13 protein-coding genes and 2 pseudogenes are annotated in these 20,486 nt (G+C 73.3%); 6 read left to right on the top strand and 9 right to left on the bottom strand.

The window, feature by feature from the left end; translation table 11 throughout:
• Positions 1-305 precede the first annotated feature (305 nt).
• Positions 306-923, top strand: a complete 618-nt coding sequence (gene wrbA / locus MRQ36_RS02560) for an NAD(P)H:quinone oxidoreductase (protein WP_242792388.1) — start codon at positions 306-308, stop codon at positions 921-923.
• Between the two features lie 69 nt (positions 924-992).
• Here wrbA and MRQ36_RS02555 read toward each other — a convergent pair.
• Positions 993-2,911 (bottom strand): annotated as a pseudogene (locus tag MRQ36_RS02555) (chorismate-binding protein).
• 269 nt (positions 2,912-3,180) lie between these two features.
• On the opposite strand from MRQ36_RS02555, the gene MRQ36_RS02550 reads away from it, so the two are divergent.
• A complete protein-coding gene (locus MRQ36_RS02550; protein WP_242792386.1) occupies positions 3,181-4,578 on the top strand; it encodes an FGGY family carbohydrate kinase in 1,398 nt (465 codons plus the stop codon).
• A gap of 102 nt (positions 4,579-4,680) precedes the next feature.
• On the top strand, positions 4,681-7,743 hold the full coding sequence (locus MRQ36_RS02545) for a nitrate- and nitrite sensing domain-containing protein (RefSeq protein WP_242792384.1): 3,063 nt from the start codon (positions 4,681-4,683) through the stop codon (positions 7,741-7,743).
• 48 nt (positions 7,744-7,791) lie between these two features.
• On the opposite strand, the gene MRQ36_RS02540 is transcribed toward MRQ36_RS02545, so the two are convergent.
• A complete protein-coding gene (locus MRQ36_RS02540; RefSeq protein WP_242792382.1) occupies positions 7,792-9,339 on the bottom strand; it encodes a GH1 family beta-glucosidase in 1,548 nt (515 codons plus the stop codon).
• A gap of 799 nt (positions 9,340-10,138) precedes the next feature.
• On the opposite strand from MRQ36_RS02540, the gene MRQ36_RS02535 reads away from it, so the two are divergent.
• Positions 10,139-13,036 carry a glycoside hydrolase family 48 protein gene (locus MRQ36_RS02535; protein WP_278187748.1) on the top strand — a complete coding sequence of 966 codons (2,898 nt, stop codon included), beginning with the start codon at positions 10,139-10,141 and terminating at the stop codon, positions 13,034-13,036.
• 283 nt (positions 13,037-13,319) lie between these two features.
• Here MRQ36_RS02535 and MRQ36_RS02530 read toward each other — a convergent pair.
• A pseudogene (locus MRQ36_RS02530) lies at positions 13,320-14,053 on the bottom strand (DUF3159 domain-containing protein).
• Positions 14,054-14,266: 213 nt separating this feature from the next.
• Positions 14,267-15,409: a polysaccharide lyase family 7 protein gene (locus tag MRQ36_RS02525; protein WP_242792378.1), complete on the bottom strand. Its 1,143-nt coding sequence runs from the start codon at positions 15,407-15,409 to the stop codon at positions 14,267-14,269.
• A gap of 265 nt (positions 15,410-15,674) precedes the next feature.
• On the opposite strand from MRQ36_RS02525, the gene MRQ36_RS02520 reads away from it, so the two are divergent.
• Entirely contained in the window at positions 15,675-16,562 is an 888-nt protein-coding gene (locus MRQ36_RS02520) for a phosphatase PAP2 family protein (protein ID WP_242800794.1), read from the top strand.
• Between the two features lie 24 nt (positions 16,563-16,586).
• Here the strand turns inward: MRQ36_RS02520 and MRQ36_RS02515 are convergent, their stop codons facing one another.
• The 4 genes from MRQ36_RS02515 to MRQ36_RS02500 form a co-directional block, all read right to left on the bottom strand.
• Positions 16,587-17,039 (bottom strand): YbhB/YbcL family Raf kinase inhibitor-like protein, encoded by a 453-nt coding sequence (locus MRQ36_RS02515; RefSeq protein WP_242792376.1) that lies wholly within the window; start codon positions 17,037-17,039, stop codon positions 16,587-16,589.
• Between the two features lie 131 nt (positions 17,040-17,170).
• Positions 17,171-17,386, bottom strand: coding sequence for a hypothetical protein (locus tag MRQ36_RS02510; RefSeq protein ID WP_242792374.1), 216 nt, complete (start codon positions 17,384-17,386; stop codon positions 17,171-17,173).
• A 79-nt stretch (positions 17,387-17,465) separates the two neighbouring features.
• Complete coding sequence (locus MRQ36_RS02505; protein ID WP_242792372.1) at positions 17,466-18,137, bottom strand: nucleotidyl transferase AbiEii/AbiGii toxin family protein; 672 nt, start codon at positions 18,135-18,137, stop codon at positions 17,466-17,468.
• A 2-nt stretch (positions 18,138-18,139) separates the two neighbouring features.
• On the bottom strand, positions 18,140-18,706 hold the full coding sequence (locus tag MRQ36_RS02500; RefSeq protein ID WP_242792370.1) for a hypothetical protein: 567 nt from the start codon (positions 18,704-18,706) through the stop codon (positions 18,140-18,142).
• A 92-nt stretch (positions 18,707-18,798) separates the two neighbouring features.
• On the opposite strand from MRQ36_RS02500, the gene MRQ36_RS02495 reads away from it, so the two are divergent.
• A complete protein-coding gene (locus MRQ36_RS02495) occupies positions 18,799-19,470 on the top strand; it encodes a maleylpyruvate isomerase N-terminal domain-containing protein (protein WP_242792368.1) in 672 nt (223 codons plus the stop codon).
• Between the two features lie 38 nt (positions 19,471-19,508).
• Here the strand turns inward: MRQ36_RS02495 and MRQ36_RS02490 are convergent, their stop codons facing one another.
• Entirely contained in the window at positions 19,509-20,363 is an 855-nt protein-coding gene (locus tag MRQ36_RS02490) for a DUF1028 domain-containing protein (RefSeq protein ID WP_242792366.1), read from the bottom strand.
• Positions 20,364-20,486 lie beyond the last annotated feature (123 nt).

The raw sequence follows: 20,486 nt of genomic DNA, 5'->3' as shown, positions 1-20,486 counted from the left end.
CAGAACCCGCGAGGAATGGGGGTTTTGTCACCCCCTGATCGCGCTACGCCAGCCAGGTCGCCGGCGGAGCGCGATCCCCCGTTCAGGTTCGCCGTTGCGGGGCGGCGGCAGGTTCCGCCGGCACCGGTGCGATCAGAATCCTCGGCCGCAGGGGTTTCGACACCGGCCCGGCTCGGAACTTGCGCAAATCTTGAGCCCTGACACAGGATCGACACTCACCGTTACGGCTGCCAGCAGGGCGGCGTTTGACGCCGCAACTAACGGGTAGTCGCCGGAGCTGACCCCGAACCGAGGAGGAACGACTGATGGCTGGCCAGACCAAGGTCGCGGTGATCTACTACAGCGCGACCGGCATCACGTACCAGATGGCGCAGGCGGTGTGCGAGGCGGCCGGCGAGGCCGGCGCGGAGGTACGCCTGCGCAAGGTGCGTGAACTCGCCCCCGAGGAGGCGATCCGGTCCAACTCCGGCTGGCACGCGCACCGCCTGGAGACCCAGGACGTGATGGAGGTGGAACTCGACGACCTCACCTGGGCCGACGTGGTCATCTTCGGGTCGCCCACCCGCTACGGCATGATCGCCGCTCAGCTCAAGCAGTTCATCGACACCACCGGCCCGCTCTGGGCGCAGGGCGCGCTGGCCAACAAGGTCTACAGCGGCTTCACCTCGACCGCCACCGCCCACGGTGGCCAGGAGTCGACCCTGCTGTCGCTGTACACCACCTTCTACCACTGGGGTGGGGTCGTGGTGACCCCCGGCTACACCGAGCCGAGCCAGTTCACCTCCGGCAACCCGTACGGCGCCTCGCACACCAGCAACAACGGCGAGACCGCGCCCGACGACGTCGCGCTGACCGCGTCCCGGCTGACCGCGAAGCGGGCCGTGCAGATCGGCACCGCGTTGAAGCGCGGCCTGCCCGGCTGATCCCGGACGGGGCGACCGGTGGCCGGGCGGGGGCTCGCGGCCCGCCCGGACCACCGGTCACCCCCAGCCCTACCCCCGTTCCGCCCGACCATGCCCGGCCAGCGCCGGCCGGTCGAGCAGATGCCCGAGCAGGTCCGCCAGGACCGCCATGCCGTCCCGGCTGAGCACCGACTCCGGGTGGAACTGCACGCCGGCGAAGCCCGGCCCGCGCAGCGCGTGCACCGCGCCGTCCCCGGCCTCGCGGGACAGCTCGACCGGTCCGTACGCGGTGGCGACCCGGTCGGCGTCGGCGCGGGCGGTGAAGCTGGAGTAGAAGCCCACCCGACGGGTCGTGCCGAACACCGACACGTCCCGGGGCACCCCCTGGTAGGGCGTGTCCCGGCGGTGCAGCGGCAACCCGAGCAGCCCGGCGAGCAACTGGTGCCCGAGGCAGACCGCCAGGGTGGGCCGGCCGGTGGCCAGCAGACCGGCCAGCTGCTCGCGCAGCGCCGCCATCTTCGGGTCGGCGACCTCCCGCGGGTCACCCGGGCCCGGACCCACCACCACCAGGTCGTACGCCGCCGTCGGCTCGGGCCGGTGCCAGTCGCAGCGCGCCACGGTCAGCCCGAGCGCGCCGAGCTGGTGGGCGAGCATACCGGTGAAGGTGTCCTCGCCATCCACGATCAACGCCCGGCGGCCGGCCAGACCGGGCAGCGCCGTCGCGCCCCGCTGCTCCAGCCAGAACCGGGCCAGCGGCGCGTTGCGGGCGGCCAGCGCGGCGCGTACCGCCGGGTCGTCGGCGAGCGACGGCGCCGGCGCGGTGGCCGCCCCGGCCGGCGGCGCGTCGGGGCCAGGCCGAGCGCGGCCAGCACCCCGGCGGCCTTGGCGTGCGTCTCCGCCACCTCGCCCGCGGCCGTGGAGTGCCGGACCAGGGTGGCGCCGACCGGCACCCGGAGCGCGCCTTCGGGCGAGAGCTCCGCGGTACGGATCAGGATCGGCGCGTCGAGGGTCTGCCGGCCGTCGGCGTCCTGCCCCAGCAGGGCCAGCACCCCGGCGTAGTAGCGGCGGCCCGTCCGCTCGTGTCGGGCGATCACCCGGCACGCGTTCTCCATCGGGCTGCCGGTCACCGTCGGGGCGAACATGGTCTGCCGGAGCACCTCCCGCACGTCGAGCGCGCCCCGGCCGGCGAGCAGGTACTCGGTGTGCGCCAGGTGCGTCATCTCCTTCAGGTACGGCCCGACCACCTGCCCGCCGTGCTCGGCGACGCAGGCCATCATCTTCAGCTCCTCGTCCAGCACCATGTACAGCTCCTCGATCTCCTTCGGATCGTCGAGGAAGCGCAGCAGGGCGTCCCGGTCGGCCGCCGCGCCGGTGTGCCGGAAGGTGCCGCTGATCGGGTTCATGGTCACCAGGCCGTCGTCCACGCTGACGTGCCGCTCCGGACTGGCCCCGACCAGGATCCGGCTGCCGGTGTGCACCAGGAACGTCCAGTACGCCCCGCGTTCGGCCAGCAGCAGTCGGCGCAGCGCGGCGGCCGCGGCCACCAGTGGTGGACCCTGCACGGTGGCGTGCAGGGTGCGGTGGATGACAAAGTTGGCCCCCTCGCCCCGGCCGATCTCCTCGTCGAGCACCCGGCCGACGATGCGGGCGTACTCGTCGTCGGTGACGTCGAAGCCGGCGTCGCGGGTGACCACCGGGGCGTCCGGCAGTGTGCCGAGCACCTCGGCCAGGCCGATCCGCTGGTGCCCGTCGATCACCAGGCACTCCAGCGGCACGCCGTCGTCGACGTACGCGAAGCCCCGCTCGGCGACCTGTCGGTACGGCACCAGGGCCAGCGTGCGCGGGCCGGGCGGGCCGTCGGGCAGCGGGATGTCGGCGAGCCGGTCGGCGGTGCGTACCGTGCCGGTGAAGAGCTCGAGCTGGTCGGCGCCCTCGCGGCGGACGAGCGCGAAGGGGCCTGGGTCGCGGCCGTCGGCGACGGCGGCGAGCAGGTCGTGCGGGCGGGTCATCGGTTCTCCTCGGTGGGCCGGTGACCGCCGTGGAGGCGACCCGGGTGCCGGGGGAGGACCGGCGGCCGCCTCGTCGGGCGGCCGCGTGGGGAAGCTACGCGCGGGGGTGGGCCGCCGGGTCGGCGGGCCACCAGCAGGACAGGTGCGCGAGCATGACGATCACTGTACGCGACCCGACGGTCGTGCGGGCCCCCGTTCGTCGTGGCCACCGCGCCGGCCCGCGCGGATCTTGGCGTTGTCGGCGGCCCCGACGGGTAGGTTGACCGGCGATGAACATTCTCGCTCTCGACCTGGGCACCTCCTCGGTACGGGGACTCGTGCTGGACGCGGACGCCACCCCGCTGCCCGGCGCGCTGGCCCGGCGCAAGGTCCGGGTGGCCACCGGGGCCGACGGCAGCGGCACCCTCGACGGTCCCGGCTATCTGGCCTGCCTGACCGAGTGCCTGGACGAGTTGGCCGCCGCCGGCCACCTGCGCGACGTCGAGCTGGTGGCGACCTCCGCGCAGTGGCACTCGGTGCTGCCGCTGGACGCCGCCGGTGAGCCCCTCGGTCCGGTGCTTACCTGGCTGGACACCCGGCCGGCACCGCTGGCGACGGCGGTCGGACCGGCCGACCCGGACGCCTTCCACCAGCGCACCGGCACCTGGTTCCACCGCTGCTACTGGTCGGTGCGGCTGCCCTGGTTGCGGGACCGCACCTCGACGCCGGTGGCGCGCTTCGTCGGCCTGGTCGACTACGTCCTCGGCGTGCTGCTCGACGAGGCCCCGATGTCCGTCTCGCTCGCCTCCGGCACCGGCCTGCTCGACCTGCACCGGATGGACTGGGACCCGGAGGCGTGCGAGCTGGCCGAGGTCCGGCCGGCCGACCTGCCGCCGTTGGCGCCCGCCGGCTGGCGCGGGCGCCTCCGGTCCACGTACGCCCGGCGGTGGCCGCAGCTGGCGGGGGCGGCCTGGGCCGCGCCGGTGGACGACGGCGCCGCCTCCAACGTCGGGTCCGGCTGCGTCGACGCCACCCGGGCGGCGGTGACCGTCGGCACGTCGGCCGCCGTCCGGCTGGTTCAGCCCGCTCGCGCGGACCTCGCGCCGCTGCCCGACCAGCTCTGGCGCTACCGGGTGGACCACCACCACGTGGTCACCGGGGCCGCCTACTCCAGCGGGGGCAACCTCTTCGCCTGGGCGAACCGGGAGCTGCGGCTGCCCCAGGGGGCGCAGTTGGAGGCCGCGCTGGCCCGGGTCGCGACGGACGGGCGGCTCGTGGTGAATCCGCGCTTCGGCGGCGACCGCCCGCCTGGCCTGGTGCCCGCCGGCTCCGGTGAGCTGCGCGGGCTCGGGTTCGACACCACCGCCGTGGACATCCTCGCCGGTCTGATGACCGCGCTCTGCCGCCTGGTCGCCGACGACCTGGCGCTGCTGGAGTCCGGGGTCGGGGCACCGGCCGAGGTGGTGCTCGGTGGCGGCGCGATGGCCGCCTCGGCGTGGTGGCGGCAGACGTTCGCCGAGACGCTGGCGCCCCGGCGGGTCCGCCATCAGCACCATCCGGAGATCGGGGCGATGGGCGCGGCGCTGGTCGCGCTGGGCCGGGTGGCCGACGGGGCACACGTCACCGGTATCGGCCGGACGGACGAGCCGGACACGCCGGACCCGGCAGCCGACGCCCCACCACGCTGACCTTCCTGGTCGGCCGGCCAGGCCGTTGACACCACCGGACGGCCTGGTTGGATGGACAGCGCTCCCCGACCCCGGTGGAGGCGAGGGACCGAGGAGGCACGTGTGGGCGCAGGTCCCGACCCGGGCGGGGGCGCGGTGTCCCAGCACCGCCGCAGCCGTTTCGACGTTCGGGTCGTACCGCACCGGCGGCGGTCCCCGCTCCGGTTGCGGGACTGGCGGATGGGCACCAAGCTCGCCACCGTGCTGGTCATCCCGTCGCTCGCCTTTCTCGTGCTGGCCGGCGTGCAGGCGCGTGGCCTGGTCGGCCAGACCGCCGCGCTGAGCGACTTCGCCCAGCAGGTCGGCATCGGTCGGCAGATCACCACGGTGGTGGACCGGTTGCAGCAGGAACGGGACCGCACCGCGGGGGAGTTGGCCGCGCTGCGGCGGGCCGGCGGCAGCGCCGACCGGGACGCCGCGATCGCCACCCTGAAGCCGCTGCAGATCGCCTCCGACCAGGCGATGGGTGAGCTGCGCCAGGCCGCCGAGCCACTCGTCGACGCGGACGCCGCGTGGCGGGTCTCCTATTCGCAGGTGCTGGAGGCGTACGACCAGGTCGTCTACATCCGCGCCACGGTGCCGGCGGCGGTGCTCAGCAGCGACACGATCCTCAGCAACTACCACCGGTCGGTCGACGCCCTGCTGACCCTGCTCGCCGAGCCGTCGCCGGGGACCGACCAGCAGGCGCTCAGCGACGCGGTGCTGCGGTACGTGCAGCTCGCCCGGGTCAAGGAACTCACCTCGCGGATCCGCGCCCAGCTCTATGCCGCCGCCCGCGCCGGCCGGTACGAGCTGAACGACCAGGTGAGCATCACCGACCTGCGGGCCCAGCAGCTCACCGCGCTGGGCGCGTTCCGGGTGGCGGCGACCACCGACCAGATCCGCCGCTACGACCAGACCTCGCTCGATCCGGCGTTCGTGGCGGCCACGAAGCTGGAGGAGAAGAGCCTGCCCTCCGCCGCCGGCGACCCGGCCGTGCTGCCCGCCCCGCAGTGGTGGGCGGCCAGCGAGCAGCGCCAGGAGCTGTTGCGGCAACTCGAACGCGAGGTGCTCGACGACGCGGTGACCCGCGCCGACGAGGTGAGTTCGGCCCAGTTGCGGGACACCCTGCTGGTGGTCGGCGGCATCGTCGCGGTGCTGCTGGTCGCCGTGCTGATCTCGCTGCTGATCGGTCGGTCCATCGCCCGGTCGATGCGGTTGCTGCGCGGCCAGGCCCTGCGGATCGCGCAGGTCGAGCTGCCGGACGCGCTGGACCGGCTGCGGGCCGTGGACAGCCCGGTCACCGACATCGAGGTGCCCCCGGCGGTGGTCCGCTCGCTGGACGAGATCGGTGAGCTGGCCGAGGCCTTCGTGGCGGTGCACCGCAGCGCGGTCAGCGTGGCCGTGGAGCAGGCGATGATGCGGCGCAACGTCAACGCCATGTTCGTCAACCTGGCCCGGCGCAGTCAGGTGCTGGTCGAGCGGCAGCTGGAGCTGCTGGACGACCTGGAGCGCGAGGAGAGCGACCCGGACCAGTTGGAGAACCTGTTCCGGTTGGACCATCTGGCCGCCCGGATGCGGCGCAACGACGAGAGCCTGCTGGTGCTGGCCGGTACGGAGTCGAGCCGACGGTGGAACCGACCGGTGGGCCTGGGTGCGGTGCTGCTCGCCGCGAGCGCCGAGATCGAGCAGTACCAGCGGGTGCGCCACTCCTCGACGGCCGAGCTGCACCTCGTCGGGCACGCCGTCGGTGACCTGGTGCACCTGCTGGCCGAGCTGCTGGAGAACGCGACGGCGTTCTCCCGGCCGGACACCGTCGTGCAGGTCACCGCGCGGGCCGAGGGCTCCGGTGCGCTGGTGGAGATCGCCGACCAGGGGCTCGGGATGAGCCCGTCGGCGCTGGCCGAGGCGAACGCGGTGCTGGCGGAGCCGCCGGCGGCCGACGTGGCGGCCTCCGAGCGGATGGGGCTGTTCGTGGTCAGCCACCTCGGTGCGCGGCACCGGATCCAGGTGCGGCTGCGGGGCCGGCGTGAGGGGCTCGTCGCGCAGGTCCGGCTGCCGGCGGACCTGCTGGCCTCGGCCCCCGCCCCCGAGCTGGACCAGCCCGCCGCGCCGCGGATGCTCACAGCTCGTCGCCGCGGCGACCGGGCCGAGCACCCCGCCGGTGGCGCCGCCGAGCCGCTGCCGGTGGCCGGTCGCCGGCCGGCACCAGCCGACCAGCCGGTGGTCGGTCCCACCGCGTCGGCGGTGGAGCTGCCGGTGGCCGGGCGTCCGCCGCAGTCGGCCGAGCTGCCGGTGGCGGGCCGCCCGCCGCAGCAGCCACCCCGACGTACGCCAGCAGCCGGCGCTGCCACGCCAGGTCCGGCCGGGGCCGGCCCGGGCCGGGGACGTGCTCACCTCGGCGGCCCCCGCCGGAGGCAGCGGCTGGTTCTCCCGGCAGGGACCGTCGTCGTCGACGCTGGGTGTGACACCGCCACCCGCCGCGACGCCGGTCACCGGTGGGACCAACGAGCGGGGTCTGCCGGTACGGGTGCCGATGGCCCAGCTCGCCGCGGTCACCCAGCCGGCCCGCCCGACCGACCCGATGCCGCGCCACGAGCCGGACCCGGACGCGGTCGGCGGCATGCTCTCCCGTTTCTACGGGGGCGTGCGGCGGGCGGAGGCCGAGGAGACCAGGGAGATCGTCATGCCGCCGGCCGGCGGGCCGACCGAGGGAGGACAACGATGATGACGATGAGTCAGGAGGCCCGGGACCTGAGCTGGCTGGTGAACGCGTTCGCCGAGCGGGTTCCCGGGGTGGCGCACGCGGTGGTGGTCTCCTCCGACGGGCTGCTGGTGGCGATCTCGGCCCACCTGCCCCGCGACCACGCCGACAAGCTGGCCGCCGTGACGTCGGGGCTGATGTCCATCACGGCCGGGGCCGCGCAGATGTTCGACGGGGACATCGTCAAGCAGACCGTGGTCGAGATGGGCCGGGGCTATTTCCTGGTGATGCAGATCCGGGACGGCTCGATCCTGGCCACGCTGGCCGGTGCCGACGCGGACATCGGCGTGGTGGGCTACGAGATGGCGCGGCTGGCGAAGCAGGCCGGTGAGATGCTCACCCCGGCGCTGCGCGCCGAGTTGCAGCAGGCGCTGCCCCGCTGAGGCGTACGGGCCGGCCGGGGTGGATGTCCCGACCGGCCCGTGGCGGGTTCAGAGGCCGTTGTTGCGGATGACGTCCCGGTACCAGTGGGCGCTGCGCTTGAGCACCCGGCGCTGCGTCGGGTAGTCCACGTAGACCAGGCCCCAGCGCTGGTCGTAGCCCTCGGCCCACTCGAAGTTGTCCAGCAGCGACCAGACGTGGTAGCTCTCCAGCGGCACCCCGTCGGCGACGGCCCGGTGCGCGGCGGCGAAGTGGTCGCGGAGGAACCGGACCCGGCCGGCGTCGTCGACGGTGCCGTCGGCGCCGAGGGTGTCCGGGCAGGGCAGCCCGTTCTCGGTGATGGTGATCGGGATCCGGCCGTAGTCGCGGGTCACCCGGGTCAGGATGTCGTACATCCCCTCGGGGTGGATCTGCTGCCACTCCGCTTCCGAGGTGGGCCACTTGCGGACCGTGTCGCCCTGACCGGTGACGTAGATCGGCGTGTAGTACTGCACGGCGAGCAGGTCGACCGGGCTGGCGATGACGTCGAGGTCGCCGTCGTGGATGCCCTTGACCATCCGGCTGTCCGGGCCGAGGTCGGCCAGCACGTCCTGCGGGTAGCCGCGCTTGAGGATCGGGTCGAGATAGAGGCGGTTCTCGTAGCCGTCGTAGAGCCGGGTGGCGGTGGCGGCCTCGGGGCTGTCGTCGGCCGGGTAGCAGGGGTGCAGGTTGAGCGCCGGACCGATCCGGCCGTCCTGGCCGGTGGCCCGCAGCGCCCGTACGGCGAGGCCGTGGGCGAGCTGGAGGTGGTGGGCGACCAGGTAGGCGGCCTGCGGGTCCTGCCGGCCGGGGGCGTGGTGTCCCCACAGGTAGCCGTTCTGCACCACGGTCTTGGGCTCGTTGATGGTGAGCCAGACCGGCACCTGGTCGCCGAGGCCGCGGAAGACCGCGTCGGCGTAGTCGGCGAAGCGGTGGGCGGTGTCCCGGGACTCCCAGCCGCCGGCGTCCTGCAACGCCTGCGGCAGGTCCCAGTGGAAGAGGGTGGCCATCGGGGCGATGCCCCGCTCGTGCAGCCCGTCGACCAGCCGCCGGTAGAAGTCGAGGCCGCGCTGGTTGGGCTTGCCCGCGCCGTCGGCCTGGATCCGGGGCCAGGAGATGGAGAACCGGTAGCTGCGCAGTCCGATCTCGGCCATCAGGTCGAGGTCGTCGCGGTACCGGTGGTAGTGGTCGGCGGCGACGTCGCCGGTGTCGCCGTTGCGGGTGCGGCCGGGGGTGTGGCTGAAGGTGTCCCAGATCGACTCACCCCGGCCGTCCTCCTTGGCCGCGCCCTCGATCTGGTACGCCGACGTGGCGGCGCCCCAGGCGAAGCCCGGGGGGAAGCGCAGCGGGCCGGTCGGGTCGGGGCTGCTCTCCCGGTCCGCGTCGGGCGTGTTCTCGCAGCCGCCGGTGGCGGCAGCGGCGACGACGGCGGCCGCCGCGCTACCCGCGAGTCCGGCGCGGGCCGCGCCAGCGGCCAGGCGGAGAGGGCGGCGCGGCGGAGCAACCGCCGTCGGGTGAGTATCGACATGGGCGTTCTCCTCGGAGGATTGGGGCCACCCGACGGCCGGGAGCGCTCCCATCGTACGGCAGGCGCTGCCGGCCGCGGTGTCGTCGGGCCGCGACCGGGCGCGGTCCGGCCGTTCCCGGCGGCCGGGGCGGGGGAGAGGGGTTCGTCGGCCGGCGCAACGCCGCGGGCCGGCGGATGGTGCGGATAGCGAGCGAGGCCGGCCGGGTGGCGCGTCGCGCCTGACCCGTCGGCCTCTTTTCCCGTCGACAACGGGGGTTTAGTGTGGGGACGGGGGAGGGCAACCCCCGTCCCCACCTGTGATGCACACACGCACGTCTGGAATTGGCGTCCGAACCGTGCGTGTCGCGCGGGAGCCGGGCCACGCGAGTGGCTCTGGTTCCACCTCCCTCCATGCCGGTGGGTGACGGCTGACGGCGGCGTCCGGGCTGGCCCGTCGTCAGCCTCTGGCTGGCGCGTTGCGGGCGCGGACGCCCGCAACGATCTTCTCTGTACATCTCCGTCGATGGAAGCGCTCCCATCGGCGATGCAGCGACTGTAACGCCCGTCACGGCTTTGTGAAAGCCCCAAAACAAGATCGAAACATGGACGTGCCTGAACGCGATGGTGCTTGTCGTGGGAGCGCTTCCATGGCAGACTGTCGAATCAACGCAGCGGAGCCAGAACGCGCGAGCGTGGGTCGCCGAGGGCAACCGGTCCGTCCGGTGCGGCACCCCGACCCCGGCACGGCCGGGGGTCGACCTTTTCCCGGGCGCTTCCGTCCCCCCGTGTGCCCCGTCGCCACGTGGAGGCGCCCCGCCGGGACCCGTACGGTTCCCGGCCTGGTCCGAGGAGACACCGCGCAGATGAGACTCCTGGCAAGACGTCGCCGTACGGCGATGCTCGCCGCCACCACCCTCGCCATCGGCGGGGTCGCCCTGCCGGCGGGCGCCGCGCAGGCCGCCCCTGCCTGCGACGTGGTGTACGCGCCCAACGACTGGGGTGGCGGCTTCACCGCCAACGTCACCGTCAAGAACCTGGGTGACGCCCTCAACGGCTGGACGCTGAAGTGGAACTTCGGCAACAGCACCCAGAAGGTCACCTACGGCTGGTCGGCCAAGTGGAGCCAGTCCGGCACCGAGGTGACCGCGACCAACGAGTCGTGGAACGGCTCCCTCGCCACCGGCGCCAGCACCGACATCGGCTTCCAGGGCGTCTACAGCGGGTCCAACCCGAAGCCCTCCGCCTTCACTCTCAACGGGGTCGCCTGCAACGGCGCGCCGACCAACCAGCTGCCGACGGTCTCCCTCGGGGTGCCGGCCGGGCCGTTCGAGGCCCCCGCCGACGTGCCGCTGACCGCCACCGCCAGCGACCCGGACGGCACGATCAGCAAGGTCGAGTTCTACCGCAACGGCCTGCTGGTCAACACCGACACCACCGCCCCGTACGGCTACGACCTGCTGGACCTGCCCGCCGGCAGCTACACCGTGCAGGCCAAGGCGTACGACAACGCGGGTGCCACGGCGATTGCCGAGAAGTCCTTCACGGTCAACCCGGCCACCGGTCCGAAGCTGATCGCCACCCCGTCGGCCGTGACCGTCCCCGAGGGCGGCACCGCCACGGTGAAGTACACCCTCAGCGCCGCGCCGACCGCGAACGTCCCGGTCACCCTCGCCGTCACCGGGGACAGCGACGTCACGGTCTCCCCGACGACCCTGACGCTCACCCCGAGCAACTGGAGCACCGGGGTCTCCGCCACGGTCGCCGCGGCCGAGGACGCCGACACCGTCGGTGGCACCGCCACGGTCACCGCCTCGGCCACCGGCTTCGCGCCGCTGGCCGTCGTCGCCACCGAGGCCGACAACGACACCCCGGGCGGGGACAACGCGTACATCAAGAAGTTCCTCGACCAGTACGGCAAGATCAAGAACTCGGGGTACTTCAGCCCCGAGGGCGTGCCGTACCACTCGGTGGAGACGCTGATCGTCGAGGCGCCCGACCACGGCCACGAGACCACGTCGGAGGCGTTCAGCTTCTGGCTCTGGCTGGAGGCCCAGTACGGCCGGGTGACCCAGAACTGGGCCCCGTTCAACAACGCCTGGACGGTGATGGAGAAGTACATCATCCCGTCGCACGCCGACCAGCCCACCGCCGGCGCCCCGGGCACCGCCCAGTACGCCGCCGAGTACAACCTGCCCAGCCAGTACCCGTCGGCCCTCCAGCCGTCGGTGCCGGTCGGCCAGGACCCGCTGCGCGCCGAGCTCCAGTCCACCTACGGCACCGGCGACATCTACGGCATGCACTGGCTGATGGACGTCGACAACACGTACGGCTTCGGCCACTGCGGCGACGGCACCACCAAGCCGGCGTACATCAACACCTTCCAGCGGGGCACCCAGGAGTCGGTGTGGGAGACCGTGCCGCAGCCGTCCTGCGACACGTTCAAGCACGGCGGCCAGTACGGCTACCTCGACCTGTTCGTCAAGGAGTCCAACGCCCCGGCGAAGCAGTGGAAGTACACCGACGCCCCGGACGCCGACGCCCGCGCCGTGCAGGCCGCGTACTGGGCGCTGACCTGGGCCAAGGCGCAGGGCAAGGAGGCCGACGTCGCGGCCACCGTGGCGAAGGCCGCCAAGATGGGTGACTACCTGCGGTACGCGATGTTCGACAAGTACTTCAAGAAGATCGGCAACTGCGTCGGCGCCGCCACCTGCCCGGCCGGCAGCGGCAAGGACTCGGCGCACTACCTGATGTCCTGGTACTACGCCTGGGGTGGCGCGTACGACCCGCAGCAGAACTGGTCCTGGCGGATCGGCTCCAGCCACAACCACTTCGGCTACCAGAACCCGCTCGCGGCCTGGGCGCTGACCAACGTGCCGGAGCTCAAGCCCAAGTCGCCCACCGCGACCGCGGACTGGCAGAAGAGCTTCGACCGGCAGCTGGAGTTCTACACCTGGCTGCAGTCCGCCGAGGGCGGCATCGCCGGTGGCGCCACCAACAGCTGGGACGGCAGCTACGCCCAGCCGCCGGCCGGCACCGCCACCTTCTACGGCATGTACTACGACGTCGACCCGGTCTACAACGACCCGCCGTCGAACCAGTGGTTCGGCATGCAGGCGTGGTCGATGCAGCGGATCGCCGAGCTGTACCTGCAGACCGGCAACGCGAAGGCCAAGGCGCTGCTGGACAAGTGGGTGCCGTGGGCCATCGCCAACACCACGGTCGGCACCAACTGGTCCATCCCGTCGGACATGAAGTGGACCGGCCAGCCCGCGAACTGGAACCCGACCAGCCCGCAGCCGAACACCAACCTGCACGTCGAGGTGACGGTGAAGGGCCAGGACGTCGGCGTCGCCGCCGCCTACGCCCGGACCCTGATCGCGTACGCGGCCAAGTCGGGCAACGTGGCGGCCAAGAACACCGCCAAGGGCCTGCTGGACGCGCTCTCCGCGGCCAGCGACGCCAAGGGCGTGTCCACCACGGAGAAGCGTGGCGACTACAAGCGCTTCGACGACGTCTACAACGCCGCCGACGGGCAGGGGCTCTACGTCCCGGCCGGCTGGACCGGGAAGATGCCGAACGGTGACGCCATCGCCGCCGGCAAGAGCTTCCTGGACATCCGGTCGTTCTACAAGAACGACCCGGACTGGCCCAAGGTGGACGCCTACCTGAAGGGCGGCCCGGAGCCGACCTTCAACTACCACCGCTTCTGGGCCCAGGCCGACGTCGCCATGGCGTACGCCGACTACGGCAACCTGTTCCCCAACGGCTGAGGCGACTTCTCCGGACGGGCGGGGGCACCCGCCCGTCCGGAGACCGACCGGGTCTGGGGGAACGGAGAGCCCGGTCGGTGGACGGCCTGACTCCCACGGTCGGGCCGGGTGGGCCGGCCGTTCCGGCCGACGCAGCGGAACGGTCGGTCCACCACCGAAGTCCAGAGTCGAGCGTGCCGCGAAAAAGCCCTTGAAATTCGGGCCGCCACGGGATCACACCCGGGGCGCGGACGGAGTAACGTAATTCACCGGAGAGGCCGCTCCCCCCGTGGCGGCCTCTCTCCTAATTTCCCGGCCCCTCGCTGTCCGCTCCGCCGTTGCCCGGTCCGCGGTCACCCGGTCCGCCGTCCGACCCGACCGGCGACACCGGATGCCGCAGGCCCGGATGCCCGGCCGGCAGCGACCGCCGGATCACCAGCCAGCTCAGCGCGAGCGCCGACGCCACCAGTGGCCAGGTCAGCGCCACCCGGGCCACCACCAGCGGGACCACCTGGCCGGCCAGCCAGAGCGGCAGGAAGACCGCCACCCGCAGCAGATAGGTCGCCGCCCACACCCAACTGCCCCGGGCATAGGCGGCCAGCAGCGCCGGGTCCCGCCGCCAGCGGCCCCGCTGCCCCAGTGCCGTGCCGACGACCACCCCGAGCAGCGGCCAGCGCACCACGATGCTCACCAGCCAGGCCAGCGCGCTCGCCGCGTTCGACACCAGCTGCACCAGGAAGAAGTCGCCGGCCCGGCCGGTGCGCAACGCGACCAGCGCGGCCAGGCAGACCGCGAGCAGCCCGAGCAGCACCGAACGCGGCCGGTCCCCGCGCCGCAGCCGCCAGCCCGCCACCGCGGGCCGGTCAGCACCGCCGCGGCCACCCCGCCCCACAGTCCGGCGGCCAGCCAGCCGACCGCGAACGCCACCGGCGGCACGGTCGCGTCGACCGCCCCGCGTCGCCCGCCGAGGAGGTCCGCCAGGGACTCCGTCGCCGGTGGGTCGGCGGGCGGTGTCCGCCCTGGTGCGGTGCCGGTCACGTCGCCTCCTGCCGGTCACGGTGTGGGTTCCCGGCTGCACGGTACCGACCGCCCACCCGGTCGCGGCCGACCGACACCGCCCACGCCCTCCTCGCGCCGGACCCGGTGACCCGCTCGCCACCTGCCGGGACGCTGCGCGGCGGGGAAGACCGGGAAACGCCGATCGGGGCCGCCCACGGGTGGGGTGGCCCCGATCGGGTCGGTCGGCTCGGGTCAGGAATGGGTGACCGAGAGGGCGTAGATCAGCGTCTGGCCGTAGTTGCTGTCGCTGCACGGTGAGGAGTTGGTGCAGTTCGCCTGGGTGTACGCGCCGGCCTTGAAGTAGGCGCCGGAGAAGCTGCGGGTGATGGTCGCCTGGAGCACGTCGTTGAAGTAGACCTTGACCTGCCCGCCGCTGACCACGAACCTACCCCGGTAGCGGGTGCCGAGCTGGTAGCTGCCGGTGACCAGCTTGTAGTGGGCGTTGTCGCCGTTGGTGACGTAGAGGTTCGTGCCCTCCAGCCGGAACACCGTGATGTCGTCGTTGGCGTCGTGGATCTGCGCGCCGACCAGGTGCGGCTTGGTCGCCGGCAGGGCGGTGAACGCCTCCTCGAACGTCATCGTGTGGGTGCCGGAGGTGGACGACCAGCTCGCGTTGCTGGTGCCGTTGCCGGTCATCTCCCGCAGCTCCGAGCGGGGGTAGCCGGAGCCGCTGGTGGTGGTGCCGTTGACCGCCGCCCGGAACCGCACGGCGGAGCAGGAGGCCGCCGTGACGAACCACGGGGAGGCCTGGAAGCCGTCCAGGGTGGGCTGGGTGATCGTGTCCGGGTCCTCGGCCGGCCCGGTGGGCAGGGTGACCTTCCAGTTGGTCAGGTTCAGCACGTCGGCGGGGACCGCGCAGCCACTGCCGTCCGCGCCGTAGATCCGGGTCTCGGTGATGCTGGTCCAGTCGTTGATCGGGTTGCCGTAGCCGACCACCCGCACGTACCGGGCCGCGCGGTCGGTGAAGTCGTAGGTCTCCAACTGGAGGCTGGTTCCGCTGCTGTTGCGCTGGCCCACGACGGTGGTCCAGGAGGCGGCGTCGGTGGAGGTCTGCACGGCGAAGCTGCTGGTCCGTTCGTTGCCCTTGTACCAGGCCAGGGCGATCGAGCCGACCGTGGTGGCGGCACCGAGGTCGTAGCGGATCCAGGAGCCGGAGCCCTGGGCCGACCAGCGGGTGGCGAGATCACCGTCGAGGGTGTTCGCCGGGACGTTGCCGTCGTCCGAGCTGGCGATGACGCCGCCGACCGGCAGGCTGGTGGCGGCCGCGGCGGGAGCGGCGGCCAGACCGGCGGCGAGGAGCGCCAGCGGTACGGCGGCTGCGAGGGTACGTCGCATGGGTGTCCTTCGCGGAGAAGTTCCTGTATGTGAGCTAGATCGCACTGGTGCCGGGTGAACATAAGATCCGCGTTTGTCGCCGTCAATGCCCGGGCGAGAAATGTCCTGAGTGGTCGGTCAGTTCGGGAGGCCGCGACGGCGCTCCGGTGGGCCGCCCGGCCGGGAGCGCTCCCCGACCGGAGGCGCACCCGATCGAGGCCGGCCGCACCGATCCGTCCCGGAAGCCGCCCCGGCCTGAGCGGAACCGGTGACACCCCGCTACGGTGTGCGGGTGCGGGAGACGGCAAGGGGTTGGACGGCAGTCTGGTTGGTCGTACTGGCCCTGGTCCAGACGGCCGCGTTCCTGGTGGTGTGGCGGTTCGCCCTGCACACCGAGGTGGGCCAGTGGCTCGACACGGTCGCGCTGACCGGCAACCGGATCGGGCAGGACACCATCGACGGGCCGGTCAACCGCATCCTCAACGCCATGTCGGTGGTGTCGCTGCTGGCGGCGACCGCGGTGATCGGCTTCATCGCGCTGATCCGGGGCCGCAAGGCCCTCGCGGTGACCGCCACGTTGCTGATCGCCGGCGCGAACGTCACCACCCAACTGCTCAAGTACGTGCTCACCCGGCCCGACTTCGGGGTCGACCCGGAGCGGGCGGCGGCCGGCAACAGCCTGCCCAGCGGGCACACCGCCATCGCGGCCTCGGTCGCCGTGGCCCTGATCCTCGTGCTGCCCCGCAAGGTGCGGGTGCTCGGCGCCTTCCTCGGCGTGGCGTACGCGGCGGCCGCCGGGGTGGCCACCCTCTCCGCCGGCTGGCACCGGCCCAGCGACGCCGTGGCGGCCTTCCTCGTGGTCGGCGTCTGGGCCGCGCTGGCCGGCCTGGTCCTGCTGGTCTTCCAGCGGGAACGGGCCCAGGTGTCGTCGGCCGACTCGCACCGGATCGCGGCGGCGGTGCTCGGCGTCGGCGGCCTGCTCGCGGTCGTCGCGTCCGCGCTGGCCCTGTCCTGGCTGCTCGACCTGCGCGACGTCCCGGCGGCCGAGCTGGGCCGCCGTCCGCTCCTCGTCGGGTACGCGGGCAGCGCGGCCGGCATCGCCGGGGCGATGGCTGTGGTGGCCGCGCTGGTCCTCACGTCGGTGCACCGCCTGGTGCCCCGCGTCAAGGGCTGACCGGCGGTGACCCGCCGGCTCTGATCAGCGGAAGTACGTGCCGACCGTGGTGCCGCTGGCGATCTCCCGCTCCTCGATCGCCCGGTGCACGTCGGCGGCCTGCGGCGTCTCCGGCAGCTCGAGCGGCCGGTCCAGGGCATAGAGGCGGAAGAAGTACCGGTGGGCCTCCTCGCCGCGGGGCGGCTGCGGCCCGCTCCAGCCGCGCTCGCCGAAGCTGTTCGGCCACTCCTGGCCGCCCGGCGGCGTGCTGCCCTCGGGGACCTCGCCCGAGTCGGGGGAGATCCCGGTGACCAGCCAGTGCAGGAACGGCTCCCGGCCGGCGTCCGGATCCTCGACCAGCAGGACCAACTCCTCCGCCGAGTCCGGTACGTCCGCCCACTGCAACGGTGGTGACACGTTCCCGCCGTCCCGGGCGAAACGTCCGGGCAGCAGGTCGTGGTCGGTGAACGCGGTGCTGCGCAGCATGATGCCCGCCATCTGGCGCCCCCTTTCGTCCGCCGGCCGCGTACCCGGCCCACCTGCCGCGAAACGGGCGCTGCTTCGAACAGCTTCGCTGCACGGATCCCCGGCCAGGTGGTGAGTTGCCGAATGGTCAGGCGTGCCGGCGATCAGGTCGCCGCCAACGGTGGCCCGGCCGGCGGGTTACCGACCTCGGCGACGGGCAGGACGTGCAACGCTTCGCGTACGAGCCCGGCCCGACTGTCCGCCGGCACGGTGGCGAGGGCGGCGTCGCCCAACGCGACGAACCCGACCCAGCCCGGTGGACAGAGCAGCGAACTGGCCGAGGCGGCTACCTCAACGCCGCCGTCCGCGGGAAAGGCCATCGGAACGCCACGTCCTGTTCATGCCTGGGAGGCCACAGGCACATGGTGCCGTCCCGGGCGCTGACGGATCGCCGCAGGATCAACTGCCGGAGCCGTCAGTTCGAGGAGGCTCCTCCTCGCCGAGCAGTTCTCGGCGCCATTCGGCGAATCGGCCACGGAGATTGGTCAGCGCTCGGCCGGCGACACCGTACTGGGCGAAGTCGTCAGGATCGAGCAGGGCGGCCTGTCCGAGAGCGTCGGCGAAGATGCGCGGGTCGAAGCCACGGTCGGCGCGCTGCGCAAGGTTGAGGAGCGCTTCGCGGGTGTAGCGGCCGGATCGGAGCGTGGCGTCGATGTCGATGAAGTCACGAGCGAACGCTCTCCCATAGAGTGCGCTCATCTTGTTCGCAACCGCGTCGTCGGGGTGGAGTACCGGTCCGATCGCCATGAGGATCGGTTCGTTGGCACGCCAGTCCACGCCGAGTTCGACCTTGGAGACCCGCACGCCGTCGGTGACGGCCAGCCGGGCGAAGGTGTCGTACTGCCGCTCGGTCTCGACGGTGAGGCCGTCGTCTCGGTAGGCGTGCACGACGGCGGTGACCGCGGCGGTGAACTCGTCGCGGCGGTCCCAGGCGGTGAACAGGTCGACGTCCTCGCTGGGCCGCTCCAGGAGCCCGGCGGCTTGCACCGCGTATCCGCCGGCCAGCGCGAAGCCGTATCGCTCGGCCGCGCCGAGCCCGGTGCGGGCGAGGCGTTCGTGGAAGGGGTCCACCGCTATGCCGCGTTGTTGCGGGTCGCGGCGAGTTCGGGAAAGGCGTCCTCCCAGCGCTGGCGGAGCTGGGGTGGCAGCCAGAGGGCGGGCCAGAGCCGCCGGAGGAGGTCGGCATCGAGCCAGGTGTGCAGGTCCTCGACGGTGCTGGCTTCGGTGAGCACCACCTTGTACATGCTGGCCAGGCGCGCGGTCCGGTTCAGGTCGTACTGGGCGTGGCCCGACCAGTCGAGGTGACGCGGAAGCGTCACCGTGCCGTCGGTCGGGCCGTGCAGGGCGGCAAGGGTTTCGGCCACCACGTAGGGCTTCCGGTCACCGTAGGGCCGGTAGTCCGCTGGCGGCTGGGGTGATGTCCGGCGCCGGCTGAGGTTGGTCGCCCGCCGGACTTCAGGTCGTAGTGCTTGACGGATCGTCTCCCGGCTGTAGCCGGTGACCCGCTGCAGATCCACCGGCCGCCAGCCGGCCGCATGAAACGCTCGTAGCTGCTCGTCCCGCTCGGTCAGCGCCGCCGCCCGCGTCGCCTCGTACCGGGAGACAACCGCGTGCAGCTCTTCCTCGGAGAACCGGCCCATAACTGTCAGCCTACTACGCTAGGCCCAGCACGCTTGGCTTCGCCGCCGTATCCCCTTCAGCCGGCGGTGTTTCACGATCGGGGGAGGACCGGATGGACGACGTACGGGCGGCGTTCCGGGACGAGTGCGCGCGGCTGGAGGAGGTGCTGGGTGGGTTGGCGCCGCCGGATCTCGACCGGCTCACTCCGTGCCCGTCCTGGCAGGTGCGCGACCTCGTGGCGCACGTCCGTACCGGGGCGGGCCGGCTGGTCGACATGCTCGCCGCGCCGGCCCCGGACCGGGCGGAGGTGGACGCCGCCGGCTACTTCGGCACCGCCAAGTTCACGCCCAAGGTGGACGAGGACCGGATCGACAGCGCCCGACGGGCGGCGCGCGGGTCGGCCGGCGTACCCGAGGTGGTGGCGGGGTTCGCGCGGGCCTGGCGGGACGCCGACGCGGCCGTCGGCGGGCAGCCGCCGGGGCGGCTGGTCCGCACCCGGCACGGCGACGCGATGGCGCTCACCGAGTTCCTGCGTACCCGGGTGGTGGAGGTCGGAGTGCACGGCCTGGACCTGGCCGTGGCGCTGGACCGGCGACCGTGGCTGACCCCGGCGGCCGCCGCGGTGATCGCCGACCTGCTGACCGGCGGCCGGCCCGGGCCCGATGCGCTCGACCGGGATCCGGTGACGCTGATCCGCGAGGCCACCGGCCGGGCCGACCGCACCGGCCGGGAACGGGACCTGAGCGCCGACGCGGGCGTGCGCCGGCTCTCCTTCGGCGCCTGATCCGGACCCGGACCGGCATGGCGGCCGGCGGCGTGACGTCAGTCGCCGGCGCGGGTGGCCGGGACGGTGCGGCGCAGGTGGTCCAGCACGATGGGGTCGATCCGGCCGGGCACCAGCCGCTCCTCGAGGTTCTCCACCCCGGCCCAGGAAGCGAGCGCGTCGTCCGGCCCGGCAGCCCCGGTCGGGTGGCCGGCGGCGGCCAGCAGGGCGGCGACCTCGTCGGCGAGCGGGCCGGTCAGGTCGAGCAGGGTGGCCGGGTCCGGCTTGCCGAAGAGCAGGGTGTGCGTGTCGAGCAGTCGACCCAGCTCGGTCACCGGGTCGGGGTGGTCGTCCACCCGCAGGTCGACCAGGTTGTCGCCGGTGCCGGCGTAACCACCGTGCCGCTGCACCACCAGCAGGCCGGCGCTCTGCCGGCCCCGCCGGTCGCCGCCGGCCCGGTCACCGGCGTGCAGCGCGGCCAGCAGCCGCTGCGGGAACGGCAGTTCCCCGCCGGCCAGCCAGGCGTCTCGGACCGCGTCGACGACGTGCGGGCCGGCGAGGATGTTGCCCTGCACGGCCCAGCCGTCGCCGGCCTGACCGCCGGCCCACGGGTGGCAGCGCGGCCCGGTCCAGGTCGCGCCGTCGCCGGTCGCGGCGACCACACCGAGCTGCCGGTCGTCCCGGCCGGGGTCGGCGGCGACCAGGCCGGCCACCACGTCGGCGGCGGCCACGCCGGTACGCAGCAGCGCCAGCCCCTGCGATCGGTACGCCAGGTTGACGTGCGCCTGGGTCGCGACGGCGCCCACCTGTGCCTCGGCGGCCGGGACGAGCGCACCGGCGGCGAGGAACTTGCTGGCCGCGGCGACACCGTGCAGGAGCCCGTCCGCCGAGCGGGCGACGATCGAGAAGGTCATTGGCGGATGCTAGTCCCGGGTCCGACCGGTCGGCACCCCCGGCGTCGCCCGGGGGATGGCCGGCGCGTGGGACCCCGGGTGGTGGCGGACGGGCCGGGATGGCGGTGGGTCGACGGGGCTGGC

Source organism: Micromonospora sp. R77, from assembly GCF_022747945.1.
Lineage (GTDB): Bacteria > Actinomycetota > Actinomycetes > Mycobacteriales > Micromonosporaceae > Micromonospora.
Note: the sequence above shows the minus strand (reverse complement) of the source record. Positions and strands in the feature narration are given on the sequence as shown.

What these genes read in the sequence shown, in the direction of transcription:
- wrbA (WP_242792388.1), top strand. Translation starts at nt 306, where the DNA reads ATGGCTGGCCAGACCAAGGTCGCGGTGATCTACTACAGCGCGACCGGC.
- MRQ36_RS02550 (WP_242792386.1), top strand. Translation starts at nt 3,181, where the DNA reads ATGAACATTCTCGCTCTCGACCTGGGCACCTCCTCGGTACGGGGACTC.
- MRQ36_RS02540 (WP_242792382.1), bottom strand. Translation starts at nt 9,339, where the DNA reads ATGGGAGCGCTCCCGGCCGTCGGGTGGCCCCAATCCTCCGAGGAGAAC.
- MRQ36_RS02525 (WP_242792378.1), bottom strand. Translation starts at nt 15,409, where the DNA reads ATGCGACGTACCCTCGCAGCCGCCGTACCGCTGGCGCTCCTCGCCGCC.
- MRQ36_RS02515 (WP_242792376.1), bottom strand. Translation starts at nt 17,039, where the DNA reads ATGGCGGGCATCATGCTGCGCAGCACCGCGTTCACCGACCACGACCTG.
- MRQ36_RS02510 (WP_242792374.1), bottom strand. Translation starts at nt 17,386, where the DNA reads ATGGCCTTTCCCGCGGACGGCGGCGTTGAGGTAGCCGCCTCGGCCAGT.
- MRQ36_RS02500 (WP_242792370.1), bottom strand. Translation starts at nt 18,706, where the DNA reads ATGGGCCGGTTCTCCGAGGAAGAGCTGCACGCGGTTGTCTCCCGGTAC.
- MRQ36_RS02495 (WP_242792368.1), top strand. Translation starts at nt 18,799, where the DNA reads ATGGACGACGTACGGGCGGCGTTCCGGGACGAGTGCGCGCGGCTGGAG.
- MRQ36_RS02490 (WP_242792366.1), bottom strand. Translation starts at nt 20,363, where the DNA reads ATGACCTTCTCGATCGTCGCCCGCTCGGCGGACGGGCTCCTGCACGGT.